This window comes from Lentzea sp. NPDC058450 (genome assembly GCF_042721395.1).
GTDB lineage: Bacteria > Actinomycetota > Actinomycetes > Mycobacteriales > Pseudonocardiaceae > Lentzea.
Window position 1 is genome coordinate 925,254 of record NZ_JBHXLO010000001.1, and the last position, 20,080, is coordinate 945,333.

Here is a 20,080-nt window from a genome sequence, read left to right on the forward strand (position 1 = left end):
GCGCTCCTTTACTGCTTTACTATGGTCCTAGTAAAGCAGTGAGGGGCTCCCGTGTTCGTCTTCCGGCTCGACACCCACTCCGGCGTGCCGCCGTACCTGCAGCTCGTCCAGCAGGTCCGCCAGGCGGTGCTGCTGGGCTTCCTCCAGCCCGGCGACCGCCTCCCGCTCATCCGCGAGGTGGTCGAGGACCTGGCGATCAACCCGAACACCGTCGCCAAGGCGTACCGGCAGATGGAACAGGAGAACCTGGTCACCGGCAGGCCCGGCCAGGGCACGTTCGTCGACGCACAGCAGTCGGCCGCGCTCCCGGCGTCGACCTACACGTCGCTGCGCCGCGGCCTGGAGACCTGGCTGCGGCGCGCCTACGCGGCCGGCCTCGACGAGCAGGCGGTCGACGCGCTGCTCACCTCCGTCCACCAGCACATGAAGAACGAGGGCGTGGCGTGACGGCGGCCGGGTTCGCGCTGCGCACCGACGGCGCGGGCAAGCGGTACCGGAAGGGCTGGGCGCTGCGCGACTGCACCCTGGACCTGCCGACGGGCGGCGTGATCGCCCTGGTCGGGCCGAACGGCGCGGGCAAGACCACGCTGCTGCGCCTGGCCGTCGGGTTGCTGGCACCGAGCACCGGCACGGTCGAGGTGCTCGGCCAGGACATCACCGCCAGCACGCCGCAGACGCTGTCCCGCATCGGGTTCCTGGCCCAGGACCACCCGCTGTACAAGCGCTTCACCGTCGCCGAGATGCTCCACTTCGGACGGTCCTGCAACCTGCGGTTCGACCAGGGTCTGGCCGAGCGCAGGCTCGCGAAGCTGGGCATCCCGCTCGACCGCAGGGCCGGGACGCTCTCCGGCGGGCAGCAGGCCCAGGTCGCGCTGGCGCTGGCCCTGGCGAAGCGGCCGGACCTGCTCGTCCTCGACGAACCGGTGGCGAGCCTCGACCCGTTGGCGCGGCACGAGTTCCTTCAGGTCCTCATGGGCGCGGTGGCCGAAGGCGGCGTCACCGTCCTGTTCTCCTCCCACGTCGTGCACGAGCTGGAACGCGTCTGCGACCACCTGGTCGTGCTCAACAACGGCCGGGTCACGCTCACCGGGGACATCGACACCCTCCTCACCGAGCACCGGCTGCTCGTCGGCCCGCGCACGGCCACCGACCTCGACCGGGCGGGCACCGTCGTGGAGGCCGTCCACAGCGACCGGCACACGACGCTGCTGGTGCGCGACGGCGCGCTCCCGGCGGCGCCCGGCTGGCAGGCCCGGCCGGTCGCGCTGGAGGACCTCGTGCTCGCGTACCTGCGCCGACCGGCCGCGACCACGTCCGAGGAGGCGTCATGACGTGGCTGATCTGGCGCCAGCACCGGACCGAGGTCTGCGTCCTCGGGCTGCTCGTCGCCGTGTTCGGCGTCGCCCTGCTCGTGCTCGGGACGCAGGCGCACGACCTGTTCCCCGGCGGTCCTGCCCGGTGTGCGGGCGAGGGCGGTGTCACCGAGGCCTGCGAGGCGTCCTTCCTGCGGCTCGACGACGAGTACGGGTACGTCGAGAACCTCCTGGCGGGCTTCTACCTGCTCCCCGTCGTCATCGGGGCGTTCCTCGGCGCGCCCCTGCTCGCGCGCGAACTGGAGGACGGCACCTGGCAGCTCGCCTGGACGCAGGCCGTGTCGCGGATGCGCTGGCTCGCGACCAAGCTGCTGGCACTGGCGGGGGTCACCGTCGCGCTCACCGGCACGTTCACCGCGGTGCTCACCTGGTTCCGCGAGCCGTTCGACGCGTGGGAAGGACGGTTCCAGTACGACGCTTTCGACGTGGAGGGCCTCGTGCCGGTGGCGTACGCGCTGTTCGCGTTCGGCGCCGCCACCGCCGCCGGGGCGCTCCTGCGGCGCAGCCTGCCCGCGTTCGGCGTCGCGCTCGGGGCGTTCCTCGCCGCCCGGATGTCGGTGGCGCTGCTGGCCCGGCCCGCCTACGCCACACCGCTCACCAGCACGGAACCGATCCCCGTGGGGCCGAACGCCCAGGCGGGGCACCGGCCGGCGTCCGGCTTCGCCGACTGGGTGATCGAGGACGGCTACGCGGACGCGTCCGGGCGCGCGCTGAGCTCCACCGAGTACCGCGAGCTGGAGACCGCTGCCCAGCGAGCCGGCACCGACCTGGAGGAGTTCCTGCACGCGCGGGGCGTACGGGAGTTCAAGGTCTACCACCCGGCCGACCGGTTCTGGACGTTCCAGCTCATCGAGGCGGCCCTGTTCGTCGTCGTCGCGGCGGTCCTGATCGGCGTGGTGGTGTGGCGGGTGCGGCGCCGCCTGATCTAGTTCCCGTTCACGGCTTTGTGTCCACAAGAGACGGAAGAGGCGGGGCCGGCTTTCGCCTGCCCCGCCTCGTGATCCTCTGATCGGTCAGTCGCCGTACGGGTTCTGCACCGAGACGTGCACGTGGTCGTAGTGACCGCCGGTCACACCGGACCCGCCGGTGTAGGTGCGCCAGCCCTCGGACGCGCGGGCGACGCTCCAGATCTTGCCCTGCCAGATCACGTACCGGACGTCGAGCGCGGCCGCGTACTTCTGCAGCCAGTACGCCAGCTTCCAGCCCTGGGCCTTCTGCGCCTCGGACGGGTAGGAGCCGATCGCGGACGAGATCGTGCAGTCGAGCGCGTTGCCGGTGTTGTGGTTGCTCGTCGACGGCTGGCCGGGCCGGTAGTCGCCCACCCAGCACTGCTTCTCCCCGGTCAGCCGGGCGATCTGGTCGTCCACGAACTGGGTGCGGGCCGTCGCCTTGGGCGCCCTGGTGGCCGCCGACGGGTGCGGGTTGTTCGGCGGCGCCGCGTAGGTGGGGGCTCCACCGCCGGTGCCGCTGTCGTTGAGGCGGTGCGAGGCGTTCTCGTTCTTGAGGCTCGCGTTCAGGTTGACCTTGCCGCCCGCCGCGATCGTCTGCTTGGAACCGGCGTAGTCGCTGTTGTAGTACACCGTGACCGGGCCGCTGGTGCGGTTCCAGACGGCGGCGGCCTCGTTCTTCACGCACAGGCCCTGGCCGGCGCCCGCGCTCTTGAAGTCGTAGCAGGTCGGCTGTTCGTCGCCGTAGTCGGGAATCGACGTGGTGAAGTCGGACATCGAGCCCTGGTGGTCGCTGTTGTAGTACAGGCAGAACTCGCCGGCGTCGCACACCCCGTTGCGGGGCGTCGCCGCGGATGCCGTGCCCGCGCCGAAGGACGCGCCGATCAACGCACCCATCAGCGCCGCGACGGTGATTCTCTGGAACAACCTCACGAGACCTCCTCCTGTGTTCCGGGCAGACGGGTGCGACTGCCCGGGAATTGCCCTGCTTCGCTCAGCCGGTCGCGAGCACCGCGGTCGCGTTGTCGAGGCGAACCCGCTTCCCGCGGTCGAGCGCGTCGAACCGCGCCGCTCGTTCCGCGATGGCCCGCTGCTGGTACGCGGTCTCGACGGCGAGCCAGGTGTCGACGAGTTTTGTGCGCTTACGGCAGGCCACGTCGGTCCTGGCGGTGTCGATCTCGACCTGCGACGGCGTTTCCGCTTCCCAGCGGATGTCGTTGTTGGCCGCCCACACGTCGGTGTAGTCGTAGCCGGACTCGGCCATGCACGTCCGCCAGGCCGTCATCGCCTGTCGCACCCGGTCGTCCTGTTGCGCCTGCTCGAACATCTGCTGGTCGAGGCCGATGAGCTCGGCGGCCGGGATCGCCTCGGGCACACCGCGTTCCATCTCGCGGCGCGCCTGGCCCAGGCAGCCGCCCTCCGGGATGCGCTTGCCGCCGACGGACGCCGTGCCCTTGCCCGTGTAGATCATCATCGCTTCCGGAGCGGGCGCCGGACGGTCTTCCGGCTTCTCCTGCGGCGCGCTGTCCGCCGGGTGGTAGCCCGACTTGGCCGCCCGGCCGGGGTCGACGAGGCCGTACCGGGAGGACCCGGTGCTCGCGGGCACCGGCGGTGGGTCCGGCGGCGCCCAGGTCTGGCCGAAGCCGGTCAGGCACCGCCTGGCCAGCACGGCCGTGGCCCGGTCGATCGTGGTCAGGTCGGCCGGCGAGTGCTGGTAGCGGTCGAACGGAAGGCTGATGTCCATCGCGGAGTGCACCGGCCGCACCTCGCCGACCGCGGGCGGCGAGGCGGCGACCTCGTTCCGGTCGGCCAGCGCGATCGTGCCGGCCGTCGCGACCACGGCGGCGGTGATCAGCAAGATCGTGTGTGCTCGTTTCACAGTTCCCCCTGCGCGATGCGGTGGCCCCGCCGGTGACGGGGCCACCGCTGCTGATCAGCCGTAGATGGTGCCCGTCTGGCACTTGCCCGAGTTGAACTCGTGCGAGTTCATCCGGTCGTTGGCGTCGCCGCCCCTGGACAGCGGGATGCTCTGGAAGTTCGGCACGCTGCCGTTCGGCTTGATCCGGAAGCAGGAGCCTCCGTAGTTCGAGTTGTAGAAGACGGCGATGTACGAGTTCGGGTCCCTGTTCTGCATGGAGCTGACGTTCTGCTGCGACCCGTCGCCGCGGTACAGCGCGATGCTCGAGCCGCTGTAGGTGATCTCGCCCCAGTTCCGCCTGCTGAACCCGTCGTCGCGCTTGAGACCCGTGTAGTTCGCCGCGGAGTACATGCAGGCGTGGTCGTACGTGCAGGCCGCGTTCGCGACACCTTGGGCCGTGACGAGCGAGACCGCGGCCACCCCCACGGCCGCGAGCACGGATGCGATCTTCTTCATGATGGTGCCGTTCCCCTCTTCGTGGAGAGGCGACGGGCGCCCCTCCGGCGGGATCGACGATGCCGGGCCGTTCGGGGCAGAAGGCTGAATCCGACCGAATCCGAACGCCGGGTGCCGCTGCGCCACTAGGGTGAGGGTTCATGTGCGCCGCACCCGCTCCCCTGCCGGATCCCGGGCAGGCCGTCACGCTCGACGACCTGGTGGAGCGGCTCCGGTTGTTGAAGGTGTGGGCGGGAGCGCCCTCCTACGAGCGGATCACCGCCGGGATCAACGCCGAGTGGGCGCGCTCAGGTCGTCCGGAAGCCGAGATGGCGCGCAAGACGACGGTGGTCGACTGCTTCCGGTCCGGGCGCAAGCGCCTCAACACCGACCTGGTGATCGCGATCGTGCGGGAGCTGCACCCCGACCAGGGCTACGTCGCCCAGTGGCGGCAGGCGTTGCGGGCGGTGGCCGGCGAGATCTCGCTGGCCGCCCAGGTTCGGGTCCACGACGCACTGCCCGGTGGGCAGCCGGGGTTCGTCGGCAGGGAGACCGAGCTGGCGTGGCTGTGCGAGGCGGCGGCGGGCGGGTCGGTCGTGATCTCCGCCCTCGAAGGCATGGCCGGGGTCGGGAAGACCCAGCTGGCGCTGCACGCGGCGGCCCGGCTCGCCGCCACGCATCCGCGCGTGCTGTTCGTGGACCTGCGGGGATTCGACCCGAAACAGCCGCCGGCCGCGCCGAGCGCGGTGCTGGACGGGTTCCTGAGGCTGCTCGGCGTGCCCGGCACCGAGGTTCCCCACGACCTGCCCTCGCTGGTCGGCGCGTACCGCGCACGGGCGGCGGGTGCGCTCGTGGTGCTGGACAACGCCGCCGACGAGGACCAGGTGCGGCACCTGCTGCCCGGCGCGCCGGGCAGCGTCGCGATCATCACGAGCCGCCGCAGCCTGACCGGCCTGCCCTCCGTCACCCACCTCGAACTGGCCGTGTTCACCGCCGCCGAGGCCGTCGCGTTCCTGGAGCACGCGGTCGGTCACCTGACCCTGGGCAACGACCCGAAGGCGTTGTCCCGCATCGCCGAACGATGCGGTTTCCTGCCGCTCGCGCTCACCCTCATCGTCGGGCACATCCGCGCGGTGGAGGGCTGGACGCTCACCGACCACGCGGACCGCCTCGACGACCGGCACCAGCGGCAACGGCTCGACGACGGTGTCCAGCTCGCCCTGGACGCCTCGTACCAGCGGCTGCCGGAGGACCGGCGCCGCGTCCTGCGCCTGGTCGCGCTGCACCCGACCGGCGAGTTCGACGAGTACGGCGCGGCCGCCCTGACGGGCCTGGACCTGGACGACACCCGAGTCCACCTGGAAGGCCTGCGCCGCGACCACCTCCTCCAGTGCTCGTCGGGGCGGTACTCCTTCCACGACCTGGTGCGCGAGCACGCGGCCGAGCGGGCGGCCGACGAGGACCCGCCCTCGGTGCGCCAGGCCGCGCGCGCCAGCCTGGCCGGCTACCTGCTGGCCACCGCCTCGCTGGCGATGGACGTCCGCTACCCCGCCGACACCCACCGCCGCCCGCGCGTGGCGGCGGCCAAGACCGCGACACCCGAGCTCACCGACCCGGACGCCGCCCTGACGTGGCTGGAGGCGGAACACCCGGCGCTGGTCACGTCCGTCGAGACCGGTGAACCGCTGCACGCGGTGCAGCTGTCGCTGACGGTGTTCCGGCACCTCAACCGCGACCGCTGGACCACCGCGCTGACGATGAGCACCGGGGCTCTGGCCGCCGCGCGCACGCTCGCCGACCCCGTCCTGACCGCCAGAACGCTCCACGACGTGACCGCCGCCCTGCTCGAACTGGGCAGGCCGGAGGACGCCGTCCCCGTCCTGGAGGAGGCGGCGGACCTGCTGCGCACCACCGACGACCGAGACGGCGAGATCCGCACGCTGGTCCTCCTCGGGGTCACCGGCACCAGGCTCGGCCGGTTCCGCGAGGCCGCCGACCACTACTACCGGGCCCTCGAACTGAACACCGACCACGCCGTGGAGGCCCACGCCCTGGTCAACCTCGGCGCCGTAGAAGAACGGCTGGGCCTCAACGCGTCGGCCGCACAGCACCTCGAACGGGCCGAGCGCCTGTACGCGGACCTCGGCGACGTGGACGGTGAGGCCTGGGCGATCAGCGGCCTGGCCTCGGTGGAGATCGAACTGGGTCGCTACGACTCGGCGCTCGACCACTTCACCAGGATCCTCGACATCCACCGGAACCGCGGCGACGTCGACTCCGAGGCGTGGTGCGTGCAGGGCCTCGGCCTGCTCTTCTCCCGGTGGGGCGAGCGCGACCGGGCCGTGCGGGAGTACACCCGAGCGCTGACGATGTTCCGGGAACTCGGCGATCGCACCGGCGAGCTGTACGTGCTCAACGGGCTGGGCGAGGCCACCGACGACGTCGCCGTGCTCACCGAGGCCCTGGCCCTCGCCACCGAGCTCAGCTCCGTCGACCAGCAGGCGCGAGCCCACGCGGGCCTCGGCCACGCGCTCGGCTCGCGTGAGCACTACGAACAGGCGGTGGAGCTGTACACGCAGCTGGCGATGCCGGAGGCGGAACCGCTGCGGGCGTTGCTGGCCGCAGCGCCCTAGGTTCCGGTCAGGTGCAGGCCGGGACCGGGGTCCGGACCCCTCGGACGAGCAGGTAGAGCAGCAGACCGAACTCCCCCAGTGACGTCGGGACCGACACCACGTCCCGGAGCACGGCGGGTGCGGCGGGGAGGGCGAACGCGATCAGCGGGTCGGCGATCCACGCGACTCCGCCCGCGACGACCAGCACTCCCAACGGTTTCGGGAACAGGCCGGAGCGCAGGGCGAGGTACCCCATGGGCAGCAGCCACAGGCCGAAGAACACGCCGCCGAGCGTGTAGCCGTAGCCGTGCAGGTCCAGCAGCAGCAACGCCAGGCCGTCGGACAGGGCGGGGTCGGTGGCCGCCCGGAGCGCCCCCGCCTGGAACGCGAGGTTGAGCAGGATGGTGCCCGCGCCCACCGCGACGAAGACCAGGAGGGCCGTCGCGGCGCGCTCGTCCACGTGGTGCAGCAGGCGTTGCAGACTGAGTCCCAGCAGTACGAAGGTCACCGCCATGAGCACGTCCGCGGCCAGGCTCCAGCGGAAGAGTGCTTCGTGGGCGACGATGTTGGCCGCGGAGGCGGTGGGGTCGCCGGGCACGTGGACGCTGTCGCGCACGAACAGTTCGGCCCACGTGCCGAGGACGACCAGCAGCAGGTACAGCAGGCCGGCTGTTCTCGCCAGCGCCTTGGGCTCGGTCATGGCTCTTCTCCTTGCGGCGCAACGCCGGTAGCGGTCGTGACGGCACCAACGGTGTCCTGTCGCGGGCTCCGGCGGCTCCCCACCGGAGCTCGACCTTCTCCACCCCTGGGTGGAGGCGGTCGAGCCTTTGGGCTGACCTGCTTCCTGCGGGGCCGCCTTTAGGCTTCGGGCATGCCGGAACCGCTGCGTGTGTGGTCCCGCGCCTGGCGTCACCTGCTCGCGGCGGGCGTCGGCGTGGTGGCGTGGTGTGCCCAGACGGCGGTCGTGCTGGCCGGGCCGTTGACCGCGGCGCAGCAGGACGTCGTGGGCGCGGCGCTGGTGCTCGACCTCGCGGTCGGGGTGGTGGCGCTGGCGTTGCTGCCGCTGCGGCGACGTCATCCGCTGCTCGTGGCGTGTCTGGCCGGCGCCGCCTGCGTCGTGTCGGTGGCCGCTCTGGGGGCGACCGCGCTGGCCGTCGTCTCGATCGCTGCTCGGCGGCGGCTGGTGGTGGTCGCCGCTGCTGTGTTCCTCGCTGGGTCGGTCGTGTCGGAGTTCCTTTATCGGCCCCGTTTTCTGCTCACCGAGGCCGGCGGGTTCGAGCCGGTCGGCAGCGTTGTGCTGAGCGGGGCCTTCTTCGCTGCGGCTGTGGTTGTCGGTCGTTATGTCGCTACGCGCCGTGCGTTGGTTCTTTCGTTGAACGAGCGTGCTGTCACTGCGGAACGGGAGCAGGCGTTGGCCGCGCAGGTGGCCCGGGACGCGGAGCGGAATCGGATCGCACGGGAGATGCACGACGTGTTGGCACACCGGATTTCCATGGTGGCGTTGCACGCCGGGGCGCTCACCTACCGCGACGACCTCGATCGCGGGCAGACGGCCGAGGTGGCGCACACCATCGGCGAGAACGCCCGGCTCGCGCTGGCCGAGCTGCGGGAGGTGCTGGGCGTGCTGCGGACGGACGGAACCGCGGGCGTCGAGCCTCCTCAGCCGACGCTCGCGCAGTTGCCCGCCCTGCTCGCCGACGCGCGGGAGGCGGGGTCGGCGGTGCGGCTCGACAGCGGTGAGGTGCTCGGGCTGGAGTGCTCGGAGACGTTGTCGCGCACGGCTTTCCGGATCGTGCAGGAGGCTCTGACCAACGCCAGGCGGCACGCCCCCGGAGAGCCCGTCGTCGTGCGTCTCGCGGGTGTGGCCGGCGGCGTGCTCGAAGTGGAGGTCAGCAACCCGCTGGGCGACGGCCCTGATGTCGTGTCGTCACCTGGAGTGGGGTTGCTGGGGCTCGCCGAGCGCGCGGCGCTCGTGGGCGGGACGTTCGCGCACGGGGCGCGTCCGGACGGGTCGTTCGTGGTGACCGCGAGGTTGCCGTGGCAGAGCTGAACGTCGTGCGGCTGGTCGTCGTGGACGACGACCCCCTGGTGCGGGCCGGTCTGCTGATGATCCTGGGCGGCGCCGAGGGCGTCGACGTCGTCGGTGAGGCGGCGGACGGGCGCGAGGCGGTCGACGTCGTCGTGCGGGAGAGGCCGGACGTCGTCCTGATGGACGTCCGGATGCCCCGGATGGACGGCCTGGCCGCACTGCGGCAGCTCCGCGACCGGGGATCTCCGGCCAGAATCGTCGTCCTGACCACGTTCGACACCGACGAGTTGGTCGTCACGGCGCTGCGCGAGGGTGCGGCGGGGTTCCTGGTGAAGGACACCCGGCCCGCTGACATCGTCGCCGCCGTGCGCCGCGTCGCGCTGGGCGAGCCGATGCTCTCGCCCAGCGTCACGAGCCGTCTCATCAACGTGGTCACCCGGCAGGACGACTCCCGGCGGCGTGCGGCCCGTGCGTTGCTCGCGCGACTGACCGCCCGTGAACTCGAGGTCGCCACCGCGGTCGCCGAAGGGCTGTCCAACACCGAGATCGCCGAGTCGCTGCACCTGGGCCTCGCGACCGTCAAGACGCACGTCGGCAGCGTGTTCGCGAAGCTGGAGGTCGCCAACCGCGTCCAGGTCGCCCGATGCGTGCAGGACGCCGGTGTGTGATCCGGTGTTCATGATCACGGCGGGCGGATGAGGAATTCCGGCACGCCCCAGGACCTCATTGAGTCATGATCTCCCGGTACGCGGGACGTGATCAGGGGGAGGTGTCGCCGTGTTCGTCGACGACTGTGCGGGAGCGGGCGTCTGATGGCAGGCGAGAACCCACTGGTCGCCGCGCCGCCCGCCGAGCCGGGCGGTTTCTTCAACGCGGGCACCGGCGACAACGGCTGGGCGACCGGCATCTCCATCGCCGAGTCCGCGATGGACACCTACAACGGCATCAAGGACGGCAACTGGATCGAGGGCGGCCTAGGTCTGGTCGGACTCGCCGCGGACGCCGCCGCGATGGCCATCGACCCGTTCGGCACCCTGCTGTCCTCCGCCGCGTCGTTCCTGATGGAACACGTGCAGCCGTTGAAGGACATGCTCGACTGGCTGGCCGGCGACCCACCGGTGATCGAGTCGTACTCGACGACGTGGAACAACGTGGCCACCGAACTGGGCAAGATCGCCCAGGACCACGAAGCGGCACTCAAGTCCGGCATCACGGCGTGGACCGGCCCAGCCGCCGACGCCTACCGCGCCAACGCGAAGGCCCAGGGCGACGCCCTGACCGGCGCCGCCTCCGCCGCCGGAACCGTGGGCACCGTCGTCGGGCTGATGGGCATGGTCGTCGCGTTCGTGCGCGAGATGGTGCGCGACCTCATCGCCGACCTGGTGGGCAAGCTCATCGCGTGGGTCCTGGAAGCCGTGTTCACCCTGGGCTTCGGCACGCCGGTGATCGTCGCGCAGGCCGTGACGGCGATCTCGAAGTGGGCCGCAAAGATCGCGAAGATCATCCAGGACCTCCTGAACACCATCAAGAAGGTCTCGCCGCTGCTGAAGCGTCTGGTCGAGGTCTTCGAGAAGATCATGAAGGTCGTGGGCAAGCTCGCGGGCAAGGCCACCGGCCTGGACGTCCTGGACCCCAAGAACATCAAGCGGGGCGGCTTCCTCCAGACGGGCAACCGCAACACCGACCTGCCGTCCACCACGCCCCGCGGCGACACCTCCTCAAGCCCGTCCGCCGACTCAGGTTCCGGGTCTGGATCCGACACACCGCCGGCCCGGCCGACCAACACGACGAGCACCGCCACTGCGGACTCCCCGAGCAGCGACGTGCCGACCGCGCCGCCGCGGCCGGCGCGAGACTCGGGCAGCACGCTGGACGGCGACTCGCCGCTGCGCGGAGGTCCGGCTCCAGGTGGGAACGGCCCGATGGGCGAGCCTCGCGGGCCGAGCGGTGGTCCAGGTGGGGACCGCCGAGGCGGTCCGGGCCAGCCCGCGCCAGGCGGCAACTCCCCCGGCGGCAACGCCCCTGGCAGTTCGCCAGGGGGCCACTCCCCCGGTAGCCACTCCCCTGGCAGCAACTCTCCCGGCGGCAACTCCAGTGGTAGCAACTCCGGCGGCGGCAACTCCGCTGGCGGCCGCGGCGAACCACACGGTCAGTCCGCGGTCGGAGGAAACCTCCCTGGCTCCCACGCCAATGGTGGTGTCGGCACACACGGCGGCAATCCACACGGCGGCAGCGGCACCAACAGTGGTGCTCCGCACGGCGCTGATGGCACGAACAGCGGCGTCCCACACGGATCTGGCGGCACCAACAGCGGCGGCCCACACGCCTCTGGCGCAGGCGGTGCCGGTGGTGGTCACTCCGCACCACCTCCGGCGCGGTTCGACCAGACCTCGGCGTCGACCTCGGCGTCGACGACGGCCACGCCAGACGCTCCCGTGCGCCCCGGCCAGCACCAGACCGGAGGCCCCCAGACCGGCCAGCCCACGCCAGGCGGTACGCAGCCGACCGGCGGCATGCCCGCCGGCGGCATGCACGGAGGTGCTCCCGGTGGCACGCCGGGCGGCACTGCTCCCGGTGGTGGCGCTGCACGTCCCGGCTCCGGCGGCTGGACCGGTACGCCCGGAAGCCGGGGCGACCTCGGCTCCTCCGCACCGGCAGGCCGAGGTCCGGGCGGCCCGTCGCACACCGCGCCGAGCGCGCACAGCCCTTCCCGCGGTGGCACCTCACCGAGCGGCGCGCCTCAGGCTGGTCCGTCGCACGCGAGTCCCGGCAACGGCCCGGTCCACTCCGGACCGCCCCACAACGGACCGGCGAACTCGGGGCCGCCCCACAACGGACCGCAGCGCAACGCGCCCGGCAACACGAGCCCTTCCCACAACGCGAGCCCGCAACGCAACACACCTGGCAACACCAGTCCGTCCCACAACGCGCCCGGCAACCCGAGCCCGCAACGCAACGCGCCCGGCAACGCCGGCCCGTCGCACGCCAGCCCGTCGCAGGCCGGTCCGCCACACACCGGCCCGTCGCACACCAGTCCATCGCAGGCCGGTCCATCACACGCCCGCCCGTCACACGCTGGTCCGTCACACGCTGGTCCGTCACACGCTGGTCCGTCACACGCCGGTCCGTCACACGCCGGTCCGTCACACGCCGGTCCGTCACACGCCGGTCCGTCACACGCCGGTCCGTCACACGCCGGTCCGTCGCACGCCGGACCACCCCACCGCGCCCCGTCACCCGGCGGCACGCCCCACACCGGCCCGCAGAGCCGGGGCCCGGCGCCGTCGTCCCCACACACCCCGAACCGCCCCCTAGACAGCCCACCACCCCGCCATCACCCAGACCCACCGGCACCACGCCACACACCGGACAGCCCGCCTCCCCGGCACACCACCGAACCGCCCCCGCACCACCGGCCCGACCAGGACCCCTGGTCACCGCCGCACGACCCCGGCACGGTCGAGCGGCCGGACATCGACGCAGCACACGCGCGGCACGGCGAGACGACGCCCGCCGGCATCTCGCACCACCGGGGTGACTCGGAGATGGGCGATCTGCCGCGCCGGGTTCCGCACGACCCGCGGTACTTCACCGCCGACGTGCACATCTCGCCGGACGGCCGGGCCCGCATCGGCGGCCACGCGTACAGCCCCGAGGAGTACGGGGATCTGTTGCGGCGCAACGGGTGGGACGGCCGGACGCCTATCCGGTTGATCGGGTGTGACGCGGGGTCGAACGACTTCGCCTCGCGGCTCTCGCGGCACACCGGCGCGGACGTCCTCGCGCCCACCAAGCCCGCCTGGACCGACAGCAACGGCCGCGTCTACACCAGTGACGCCGAGGTGGGGCCCGACGGCACCCGCCGGCCGCGCATCCCTCCGAACGGCGAGTGGGAGACGCACAGTCCGGACGGCAGTCGGGGCAAGGCGAGCGACGACGGGTTCGTGCCCGGGACGAACGACGCCGACAAGCACGGGCTGGAGCCGGACGACGCACGGGATCGCGCCGCTCGGGACAACACGGTCAGCGACCCGCCGGAGGGGCGCGACCCCACGCCGCAGCGGACCGTGTCGTGGGACCCGCCCGAGAACCTGCCGCGACAGGACCTTCAGGTCGACCCGAACCAGCGCGTCCTCGACTTCAACGGTGGGCCGCCGTTGGAGCCGAACTCGCGCGTCGTCGTCCACAACCCGGACGGCTCGGTGCGCGGCACCTACTACACGGACGCGAACCGCAACGTCACGCACGTCGACACGAGCGTGCCGAACACCCGCAACAGCTCGGGTGTCCCCATCAACCCGGACACCGCACGGCCCCAGCCCGGTGTCGTGTACCAGGTGGACACCGGGATCGGCACGCACACGTTCCGCGGCCAGGAGGTTCCCGACGCCGGACCGTCCCATCCGGACACCACACCGGGCAACGCGGACACCACGCCCGAAAGCCAGAACAGCCAGAACAGTCAGAACAACCCGGACCACCGCCCCGCCGACCGCTTCGACGACTTCGACCAGAGCCGCACGCCACCCGCCGTGGAGTGGAACCCGCCCGGCGGCCCCGACGGGAACTACCGGTCGATGCCGCCGCACGAGAACTACAACCCGGCGCCGGACGGCGACGGCCCGTTCTCCTTGCGCGGCAACGATCCGGACAACCCGCTGGAGCCGCACGCGCGGTACGACGTCTACAACGAGAACGGCGACTGGCACGGCACGTTCTACACCGACGCCGACGGCCGGGTGTCGCACGTGCACACCTGGTCGGGCAACAGCGCCGAGGGCTTCAACCCCGAACTCGGCACCGCGCAGACGTGGGACGCGGGGCTGCCGGTCCCGGCGCCGAACACGACGTTCGCGGTCGGCCCGCGGCACCTGGACGGCATGGATCCCCAGGTGCCCCAGCAGATGTACCGGACGGACGTGCACGGCGACACGGTCGCCGCGAGCGGTCGCCCGGTGTACCCGCCGAGCGGCACCAGGGCCGAGGACTTCTGGGGGCCGCGGCGCGGGGTCGAGCCGGGCTCGCCCGGCGAGGGCGTCCAGCCCGACACCGGCCGGATCGCGAGCGGTGGCCCGGACGGGTACAAGAACCCGGCCGCGGGCGAGTACGCGCCGTTCAACTACTACGGGAACCGGTCCGAGCTGTTCAAGTTCGACGGCGGCCACATCGTGGCGTTCGAGGGCGGCGGTCCCGGCGAGCGGATCAACCACGTCCCGCAGTGGGCCTTCGAGAACCGGCCGATGAAGATCGACGGCGCGTCCACGGACGACACCTGGCGGCGGATGGAGGAGGACATCGCCCGGCGCGCGGCGGTCGACGGCACGACCGTGGACCGGGTCGACTTCTTCGCCGAACGCACCACGCCGGACATCCACACGCCCGACAAGCTGCACGTGCGCTACCACCTCACGGTGTCCGACCCGCCGCCGCCCAGGGTCGAACAGGAGATCAGGAGCTTCCACAATGTCCCCGAACCCGCCAGGAACAACCGCGTCGTCCTCCCCCCGCCCACCCCGTGAGCGGCAGCAGGAGCTGCTCCAGAAGATCGGCCGCGACCTGGCCGGCGGTGCCCCGGCGGGCTGGTTCCGGATCGACCTGCGCGCGTCGGTGTCCGTCACGCAGGACTGGATGTCCCTCACCGTGCTGATGCCCGACCACTCCAGCCCGGCCGCGGACCTGCCGCTGTCGGTGGGGACGGCGTTGCGGGAGCTGCGCGAGCTGATGTACGACGACGAGCGCGGCACGTGGTTCTCGTTGCGGTACACGATGGACCCGCCGGACGCGTTCCACGTCACCTACAACCACGACTTCGACCCGAAGTGGTCCCCGGACCTGAGCCCGCACGACTGGGCGCTCGACCTGGAGCACTTCCCGCGCGCGCCGGAGCACGTCCCCGGCTGGCTGCGCGCCAAGCTGACCGACGACGACCGACCGACTGCGGGATACTGAGACCATGACGGAACCGCTGAACCCGGTCCAGCAGGACGAGCTGCTCCAGCAGATCACCGGACGGCTCGTGCTGGACCTGCCAGCGGGCTGGAGCCACCTCCAGGTCGACTACAAGGCCCTCGGCGACCACGTCGAGGCGGGCGGCCTGCTGCGCATGACGAACGGCGGCATGTTCGGCTGGGACCTGCCCGACGAGGCCCGCGACCTGTTCGCCCGCCTGCGCGCCGGGATGGCCCGCCCCGAACGCGGCACCTGGCTGCACGCCACCTACTGGCTCGACTACCCGGACAACTACGCGATCGAGTACAACCGCCAGGACGGCCCGCGTTTCCGCACCCCGCCGCCCGCTCCGGCGCACGCGCGGGAACTGGAGCTGTTCCCGCGCGCCGACGAGCACGTGCCGGACTGGCTGCGGGCGGCCGTCACGCCGTGAGAGCGGGTCAGCGCCTGACGGTGACGGTCTGGCGCTCGGTGAACTCGAGCAGTCCGGCGACGCCGCTCTCCACGCCCAGGCCCGACTGCTTCATGCCGCCGAACGGCACGTGCGGGGAGAGGTGCATGACCTCGTTGATCCACACCGTGCCGGCCCGCAGGCGCCGGGCGAGCGCGACGGCGGCGTCTGGGTCGCCCGTCCACACCGAGGCGCCCAGGCCGTACTCGCCCGCGTTGGCGCGGTCCACCACGTCGTCGACGTCGGAGAACCGCAGCACCGGGAGCACCGGCCCGAACTGCTCCTCCCGCACGATGCGCGCGTCGTCCGGCGGGTCGCCGATGATCGTGGGCCGGACGAAGTAGCCGTCCGTCTCCCCCACGTCGCCGGTGAGGAACTCGTAGCCGTGGGCACGGGCGTCGTCGAGCAGGTCGACGATCCTGGCGTGCTGACGGCCGTGGGACACCGGTCCCAGCTGCACGCCCTCGTCCAGCCCGTTGCCGACGCGGACGTCGGCCGCGATCTTCGTCAGTGCGGCCACGAGCCGGTCGTACACGTCGGTGTGGACATAAAGCCTTTTGGTGGCAACGCAGATCTGGCCGGAGTTCGCGAACGCCGCCCAGAACAACTGCTCCGCCACGGCGTCGACGTCGACGTCCGGAAGGACGATCGCGGGGTCGTTGCCGCCCAGTTCCAGGGTGACGTGCGCCAGGGTGGCGGCGGCACTCGCGGCCACCGCGCGGCCGGTCTCGGTCGAGCCGGTGAAGCTGATCTTGTCGAACCCGGGGTGCGCGGTCACCCGAGGGCCCAGGTCGTCACCACCGGAGACGACGTTCAGCACGCCGGGCGGCAGCACGTCGCGCAGGAGCTCCCCCAGCCGCAACGCCGAGAGCGGGGTGAAGGTGGACGGCTTGAGCACCACCGCGTTGCCCGCCAGCAGTGCCGGGCCGAGCTTGAAACCCAGCTGGCCCAGCGGGTAGTTCCACGGCGTGATCGCCGCGACCACCCCGAGCGGGACGTGCGTGGTGACCGAGCGGCGCTCGGCGTCGTCCTGGTTGACGGTGACCGGCAGGCCGAGCGTCGCGGTCTCGCGCAGCCAGTGGGCGAGACCGCCGACCTCGCCGACGGCCAGTGCGAGCGGCTTGCCCTGTTCCCCGACGACGAGCCTCGCCAGTTCGTCGACGTGGGCGTCCACCACGTCCGCGATCGCGACGAGGTGCCGCTGCCGGTCCGTCTCGCTCAGCGCGGCCCACGCCGGTTGCGCGCGGCGCGCCGCGGTGACGGCCTCGTCCAGCTGCTCCGGCGTGCAGTCCGGTGCCTCGCCGGCGGTGCGCAGGGTCGCGGGGTCGACGACGGCGAAGGTGGTGCGGCCGTGGACGGCCCTGCCGCCGATAGTCATGGTGAAGGCCGTGTGCGTGGACATGCTTGCGTGCTCCCGTTCCGCGGTGAAGACGGCAGTGATCACCGTCGTCACCATGGAACAGCGGGAGACGCCGCGGAGGGAGGCCGTGTCAGCCGGGGTGCGCCACACCTACCCACCGACGAGGCGCGCGAGGGCCTCCTCGCTCGGACTGCCGGGCTGCGGCGTGCCCACCAGCAGCTGCTGGCCGGGAGCGTCGTGCACGTCGAAGGTCTGGTAGGTCAGCTCGATCCGTCCGGCACCGGGCAGCACGAACACCTTGAACGCGCGGGTGAGCCCGCCGACGTCGTGGCCGTTCCACAGGCGACCGAACTCCGCCGAGCATTCGGACAGCTCCTCGACGACCGCGGCGATGGAGTCCTCGCCGGGGAAGCGACCGGCGTTGAGGCGCAACGCGTGCACGGTCGCGCCGCGCAGCAGCTCCCAGTCCGTGAAGACCTGCTTCGCCAGCGGGTGGGTGAACAGGATGCGCGGCATGTTCCGCTCCTGCCCGAACGGCGACAGCAAAGCCTCGGCGACCGCGTTCGCGGCCAGCACGTCGAACGCGGGGCCCAGCACGTACGCGGCGGCCCGCGGGAACGCCTCCAGCAGCTCCAGCAGCGCCGGGTGGACCTGGTCCCCGCGCACGTCCAGGGCGGTGCCGGGCTGGAGACCAGCCAGCCGGTGCAGGTGCTCCCGCGCGTCCGCCGGGAGCCGCAGCGCTCCCCCGATCGCGCCGATCACCTGTGCGGAGGGGTTGCGTTCGCGGCCCTGTTCCAGCCGGGCGTAGTAGTCGACGCTCACGCCCGCGAGCACCGCGACCTCCTGCCGCCGCAACCCAGGCACGCGACGTCCCGACACCCCGCCCGCGAACCCGAACGCCGCCGGGTCGAGTCGTTCGCGGGAGGCCCGGAGGAACTCGCCCAGCTCGTTCACAGGGGAAGCCATGCCCTGCATGGTAACCGCGACCGCCTGACCGTCCAGGAAGGACACATCAGCCCGCCTGCCGAGCGGCCTTCTCCTTCGCGGCCAGGGTCTTCTCCCAGGCGCTCAGGTACGCCTTGATGGCGTCGCGGTTGCGCTGCAACACGTCCAGCCGCCGTTCGATGCCGGCGAGCTGCTTGCGCAACCCGTCCAGGTCCTTCGACGCCGGGCACATCTCGATGTCCTGCGGGGTCTTCGCGGCCTCCATGCACGGCAGCACCTCGCGGATCATGTCCGTCGTCAGCCCGGACTCGATCATCTCCCGGATCTGCAGGACCCGGCCGACGGCGGGCTCCCCGTACGTGCGGTACCCGTTCGGGCTGCGCACCGGGTGCAGGATGCCGACCTCCTCGTAGTACCGGAGCAGCCGCGGCTTGACCCCGGTCCGCTCCGCCAGGGCTCCGATGTTCACGTGACACTCCTCGTCCGCATGGGCCGCCCGACGCCGGCGCCGAACCTTCACATTATTGGGAATGTTGGGCCGCTGTCACGTCGCGCTGTGGCCCGCGCCACTCCGCTTGACCTTCTCACTAATGAGAACCTCTAGCTTCGGCGGCGTTCCCAACGAACCTGCCGAAAGCGCGAGGAATTCACTCATGTCCCAGTCGCTGCAAGGAAAAACCGCTCTCGTGACCGGAGGGTCCCGGGGCATCGGCGCCGGGATCGCCCGCGAGCTCGCCCGCGAGGGGGCCGATGTCGTCATCACCTACCGGAACTCGCGGGAGCAGGCGGAGGCGGTCGTCGCCGAACTGACCGCCCTCGGGGCGAAAGCCCTTGCCGTGCAATGCGACCAGTCGGAGCCCCACCAGGCGTCGACCGCCGTCGAGCAGGCCGCGGAGTTCCTCGGCGGCCGGATCGACGTGCTCGTCAACTCCGCCGGCGTCGCGGTGCAGGGCACGGTCGACCAGCTCGACCTGGAGCTCCTGGACGGCGTCCAGAAGATGTTGGCCACCAACGTGCTGGGCCCCATCGTGACCACGCACGCCGCGACGCGGTTCCTGCCCGACGGCGGCCGCGTGGTCCTGGTGGGCAGCATCGTCTCCGACCGGATCGCCACGCCCGGCGTCGCGGAGTACGCCGCGAGCAAGGCGGCCGTCGACCAGCTCGCCCGCGGCTGGGCACGCGACCTCGGCCCGCGCGGCATCACCGTGAACGTCGTCAAGCCGGGCGCGGTCGACACGGACATGAACCCGGCGGACGGGCCGTTCGGTGCCGCCCAGGTGGCGATGACACCACTCGGGCGCTTCGGCGTCACGGAGGACATCGCCAGGGCGGTCGCCTTCCTGGCCAGCGACAAGGCGGCGTTCATCTCGGGTGAGCTGCTGACCGTCGACGGTGGCTTCAGCATCTGACCAGCCGCACGGCTGATCCCGCTCAGGCGGGGTCAGCCCCGGCGGCGCCCGCTGCCCGGCAACGGGACCTGCGGGCCGCCCTCCCACGACTCGAAGACGAGATGGGTCTGCACGCGGCCGACCTCGCGGCGGGCGGTGAAGCTGAGCACCAGCCGTTGCAGATCGGCCGTGTTCTTGCAGGACACCTGGACGAGGAAGTCGTCGCCACCGGTCACGTGCAGCAACGACCTGACCTCCGGCAGGCCGAGGACGAAGTCGACGAACGGGTCGACCAGCGGCAGCGAGTGGGCCTGGAACTGGATGGCGAGCAGCGCCTGGACGCCGTTGCCGATCGCGGCCGGCGAGACGGCCGCGTGGTAGCCGGTGATCACGCCCAGCCGGTGCAGCCGCGCGGTGCGGTCCAGGCAGGTCGACGGTGCGACGCCCACGCGGGCGGCCAGGACCTTGTTGGTGAGCCGGCCGTCCAGCTGGAGCTCCCGCAGGATCGCGACGTCGACCGAGTCGAGCAGGTCGGTGACGTCACCGTCGTGAGTGGACACTCCCGCACCTCGTTCCGCTGGTGACGTCACCGGACGCCTTGGCCCGGCCCTGGTTCGGAGATGTGGCCGGGTGCCGAATATAGACCGGGAACTCGACTGCGATTCCGGACCGC

18 protein-coding genes are annotated in these 20,080 nt (G+C 71.9%); 10 read left to right on the top strand and 8 right to left on the bottom strand.

Annotation, left to right across the window (positions count from 1 at the left end):
- The first annotated feature begins 51 nt into the window (after nucleotides 1-51).
- From ACFWNN_RS04070 to ACFWNN_RS04080, 3 genes are read left to right on the top strand one after another with little or no spacing between them, the layout of a single operon-like run.
- Nucleotides 52-447 carry a GntR family transcriptional regulator gene (locus ACFWNN_RS04070; protein WP_382438346.1) on the top strand — a complete coding sequence of 132 codons (396 nt, stop codon included), beginning with the start codon at nucleotides 52-54 and terminating at the stop codon, nucleotides 445-447.
- Nucleotides 444-1,331, top strand: a complete 888-nt coding sequence (locus ACFWNN_RS04075; RefSeq protein ID WP_382438347.1) for an ABC transporter ATP-binding protein — start codon at nucleotides 444-446, stop codon at nucleotides 1,329-1,331. The genes ACFWNN_RS04070 and ACFWNN_RS04075 overlap by 4 nt, the downstream gene beginning before the upstream one ends.
- Nucleotides 1,328-2,302, top strand: coding sequence for an ABC transporter permease subunit (locus tag ACFWNN_RS04080; RefSeq protein ID WP_382438348.1), 975 nt, complete (start codon nucleotides 1,328-1,330; stop codon nucleotides 2,300-2,302). The genes ACFWNN_RS04075 and ACFWNN_RS04080 overlap by 4 nt, the downstream gene beginning before the upstream one ends.
- Before the next feature lie 84 nt (nucleotides 2,303-2,386).
- On the opposite strand, the gene ACFWNN_RS04085 is transcribed toward ACFWNN_RS04080, so the two are convergent.
- The 3 genes from ACFWNN_RS04085 to ACFWNN_RS04095 form a co-directional block, all read right to left on the bottom strand.
- Nucleotides 2,387-3,253, bottom strand: a complete 867-nt coding sequence (locus ACFWNN_RS04085) for a peptidase inhibitor family I36 protein (protein ID WP_382438349.1) — start codon at nucleotides 3,251-3,253, stop codon at nucleotides 2,387-2,389.
- Nucleotides 3,254-3,314: 61 nt separating this feature from the next.
- Entirely contained in the window at nucleotides 3,315-4,199 is an 885-nt protein-coding gene (locus ACFWNN_RS04090; RefSeq protein WP_382438350.1) for a hypothetical protein, read from the bottom strand.
- A gap of 54 nt (nucleotides 4,200-4,253) precedes the next feature.
- Nucleotides 4,254-4,694, bottom strand: coding sequence for a peptidase inhibitor family I36 protein (locus tag ACFWNN_RS04095; protein WP_382438351.1), 441 nt, complete (start codon nucleotides 4,692-4,694; stop codon nucleotides 4,254-4,256).
- 140 nt (nucleotides 4,695-4,834) lie between these two features.
- On the opposite strand from ACFWNN_RS04095, the gene ACFWNN_RS04100 reads away from it, so the two are divergent.
- Nucleotides 4,835-7,306 carry a tetratricopeptide repeat protein gene (locus ACFWNN_RS04100; RefSeq protein ID WP_382438352.1) on the top strand — a complete coding sequence of 824 codons (2,472 nt, stop codon included), beginning with the start codon at nucleotides 4,835-4,837 and terminating at the stop codon, nucleotides 7,304-7,306.
- A 7-nt stretch (nucleotides 7,307-7,313) separates the two neighbouring features.
- Here the strand turns inward: ACFWNN_RS04100 and ACFWNN_RS04105 are convergent, their stop codons facing one another.
- Complete coding sequence (locus tag ACFWNN_RS04105; protein ID WP_382438353.1) at nucleotides 7,314-7,985, bottom strand: DUF4386 domain-containing protein; 672 nt, start codon at nucleotides 7,983-7,985, stop codon at nucleotides 7,314-7,316.
- A gap of 171 nt (nucleotides 7,986-8,156) precedes the next feature.
- On the opposite strand from ACFWNN_RS04105, the gene ACFWNN_RS04110 reads away from it, so the two are divergent.
- The 5 genes from ACFWNN_RS04110 (at nucleotide 8,157) to ACFWNN_RS04130 (ending at nucleotide 15,696) form a co-directional block, all read left to right on the top strand.
- A complete protein-coding gene (locus tag ACFWNN_RS04110; protein ID WP_382438354.1) occupies nucleotides 8,157-9,335 on the top strand; it encodes a sensor histidine kinase in 1,179 nt (392 codons plus the stop codon).
- Nucleotides 9,323-9,982, top strand: coding sequence for a response regulator (locus ACFWNN_RS04115; protein ID WP_382438355.1), 660 nt, complete (start codon nucleotides 9,323-9,325; stop codon nucleotides 9,980-9,982). Before ACFWNN_RS04110 ends, ACFWNN_RS04115 begins: the two co-directional genes overlap by 13 nt.
- Before the next feature lie 144 nt (nucleotides 9,983-10,126).
- A complete protein-coding gene (locus ACFWNN_RS04120; RefSeq protein WP_382438356.1) occupies nucleotides 10,127-14,833 on the top strand; it encodes a hypothetical protein in 4,707 nt (1,568 codons plus the stop codon).
- Nucleotides 14,778-15,263, top strand: a complete 486-nt coding sequence (locus ACFWNN_RS04125; protein ID WP_382438357.1) for a hypothetical protein — start codon at nucleotides 14,778-14,780, stop codon at nucleotides 15,261-15,263. The genes ACFWNN_RS04120 and ACFWNN_RS04125 overlap by 56 nt, the downstream gene beginning before the upstream one ends.
- 4 nt (nucleotides 15,264-15,267) lie before the next feature.
- A complete protein-coding gene (locus ACFWNN_RS04130) occupies nucleotides 15,268-15,696 on the top strand; it encodes a hypothetical protein (protein WP_382438358.1) in 429 nt (142 codons plus the stop codon).
- Between the two features lie 7 nt (nucleotides 15,697-15,703).
- Here ACFWNN_RS04130 and ACFWNN_RS04135 read toward each other — a convergent pair whose 3' ends face one another.
- The 3 genes from ACFWNN_RS04135 to ACFWNN_RS04145 all read right to left on the bottom strand — a co-directional run bounded on the left by ACFWNN_RS04135 (nucleotide 15,704) and on the right by ACFWNN_RS04145 (nucleotide 18,488).
- Nucleotides 15,704-17,158 carry an aldehyde dehydrogenase family protein gene (locus tag ACFWNN_RS04135; protein ID WP_382438359.1) on the bottom strand — a complete coding sequence of 485 codons (1,455 nt, stop codon included), beginning with the start codon at nucleotides 17,156-17,158 and terminating at the stop codon, nucleotides 15,704-15,706.
- A gap of 66 nt (nucleotides 17,159-17,224) precedes the next feature.
- Nucleotides 17,225-18,040: a helix-turn-helix domain-containing protein gene (locus tag ACFWNN_RS04140; protein ID WP_382438360.1), complete on the bottom strand. Its 816-nt coding sequence runs from the start codon at nucleotides 18,038-18,040 to the stop codon at nucleotides 17,225-17,227.
- A 46-nt stretch (nucleotides 18,041-18,086) separates the two neighbouring features.
- On the bottom strand, nucleotides 18,087-18,488 hold the full coding sequence (locus ACFWNN_RS04145) for a MerR family transcriptional regulator (protein ID WP_382438361.1): 402 nt from the start codon (nucleotides 18,486-18,488) through the stop codon (nucleotides 18,087-18,089).
- Nucleotides 18,489-18,705: 217 nt separating this feature from the next.
- Between ACFWNN_RS04145 and ACFWNN_RS04150 the strand changes: the two genes are divergently transcribed.
- Complete coding sequence (locus ACFWNN_RS04150; protein ID WP_382438362.1) at nucleotides 18,706-19,428, top strand: SDR family NAD(P)-dependent oxidoreductase; 723 nt, start codon at nucleotides 18,706-18,708, stop codon at nucleotides 19,426-19,428.
- Nucleotides 19,429-19,460: 32 nt separating this feature from the next.
- Here ACFWNN_RS04150 and ACFWNN_RS04155 read toward each other — a convergent pair whose 3' ends face one another.
- Entirely contained in the window at nucleotides 19,461-19,967 is a 507-nt protein-coding gene (locus ACFWNN_RS04155; protein ID WP_382438363.1) for an Lrp/AsnC family transcriptional regulator, read from the bottom strand.
- Nucleotides 19,968-20,080 lie beyond the last annotated feature (113 nt).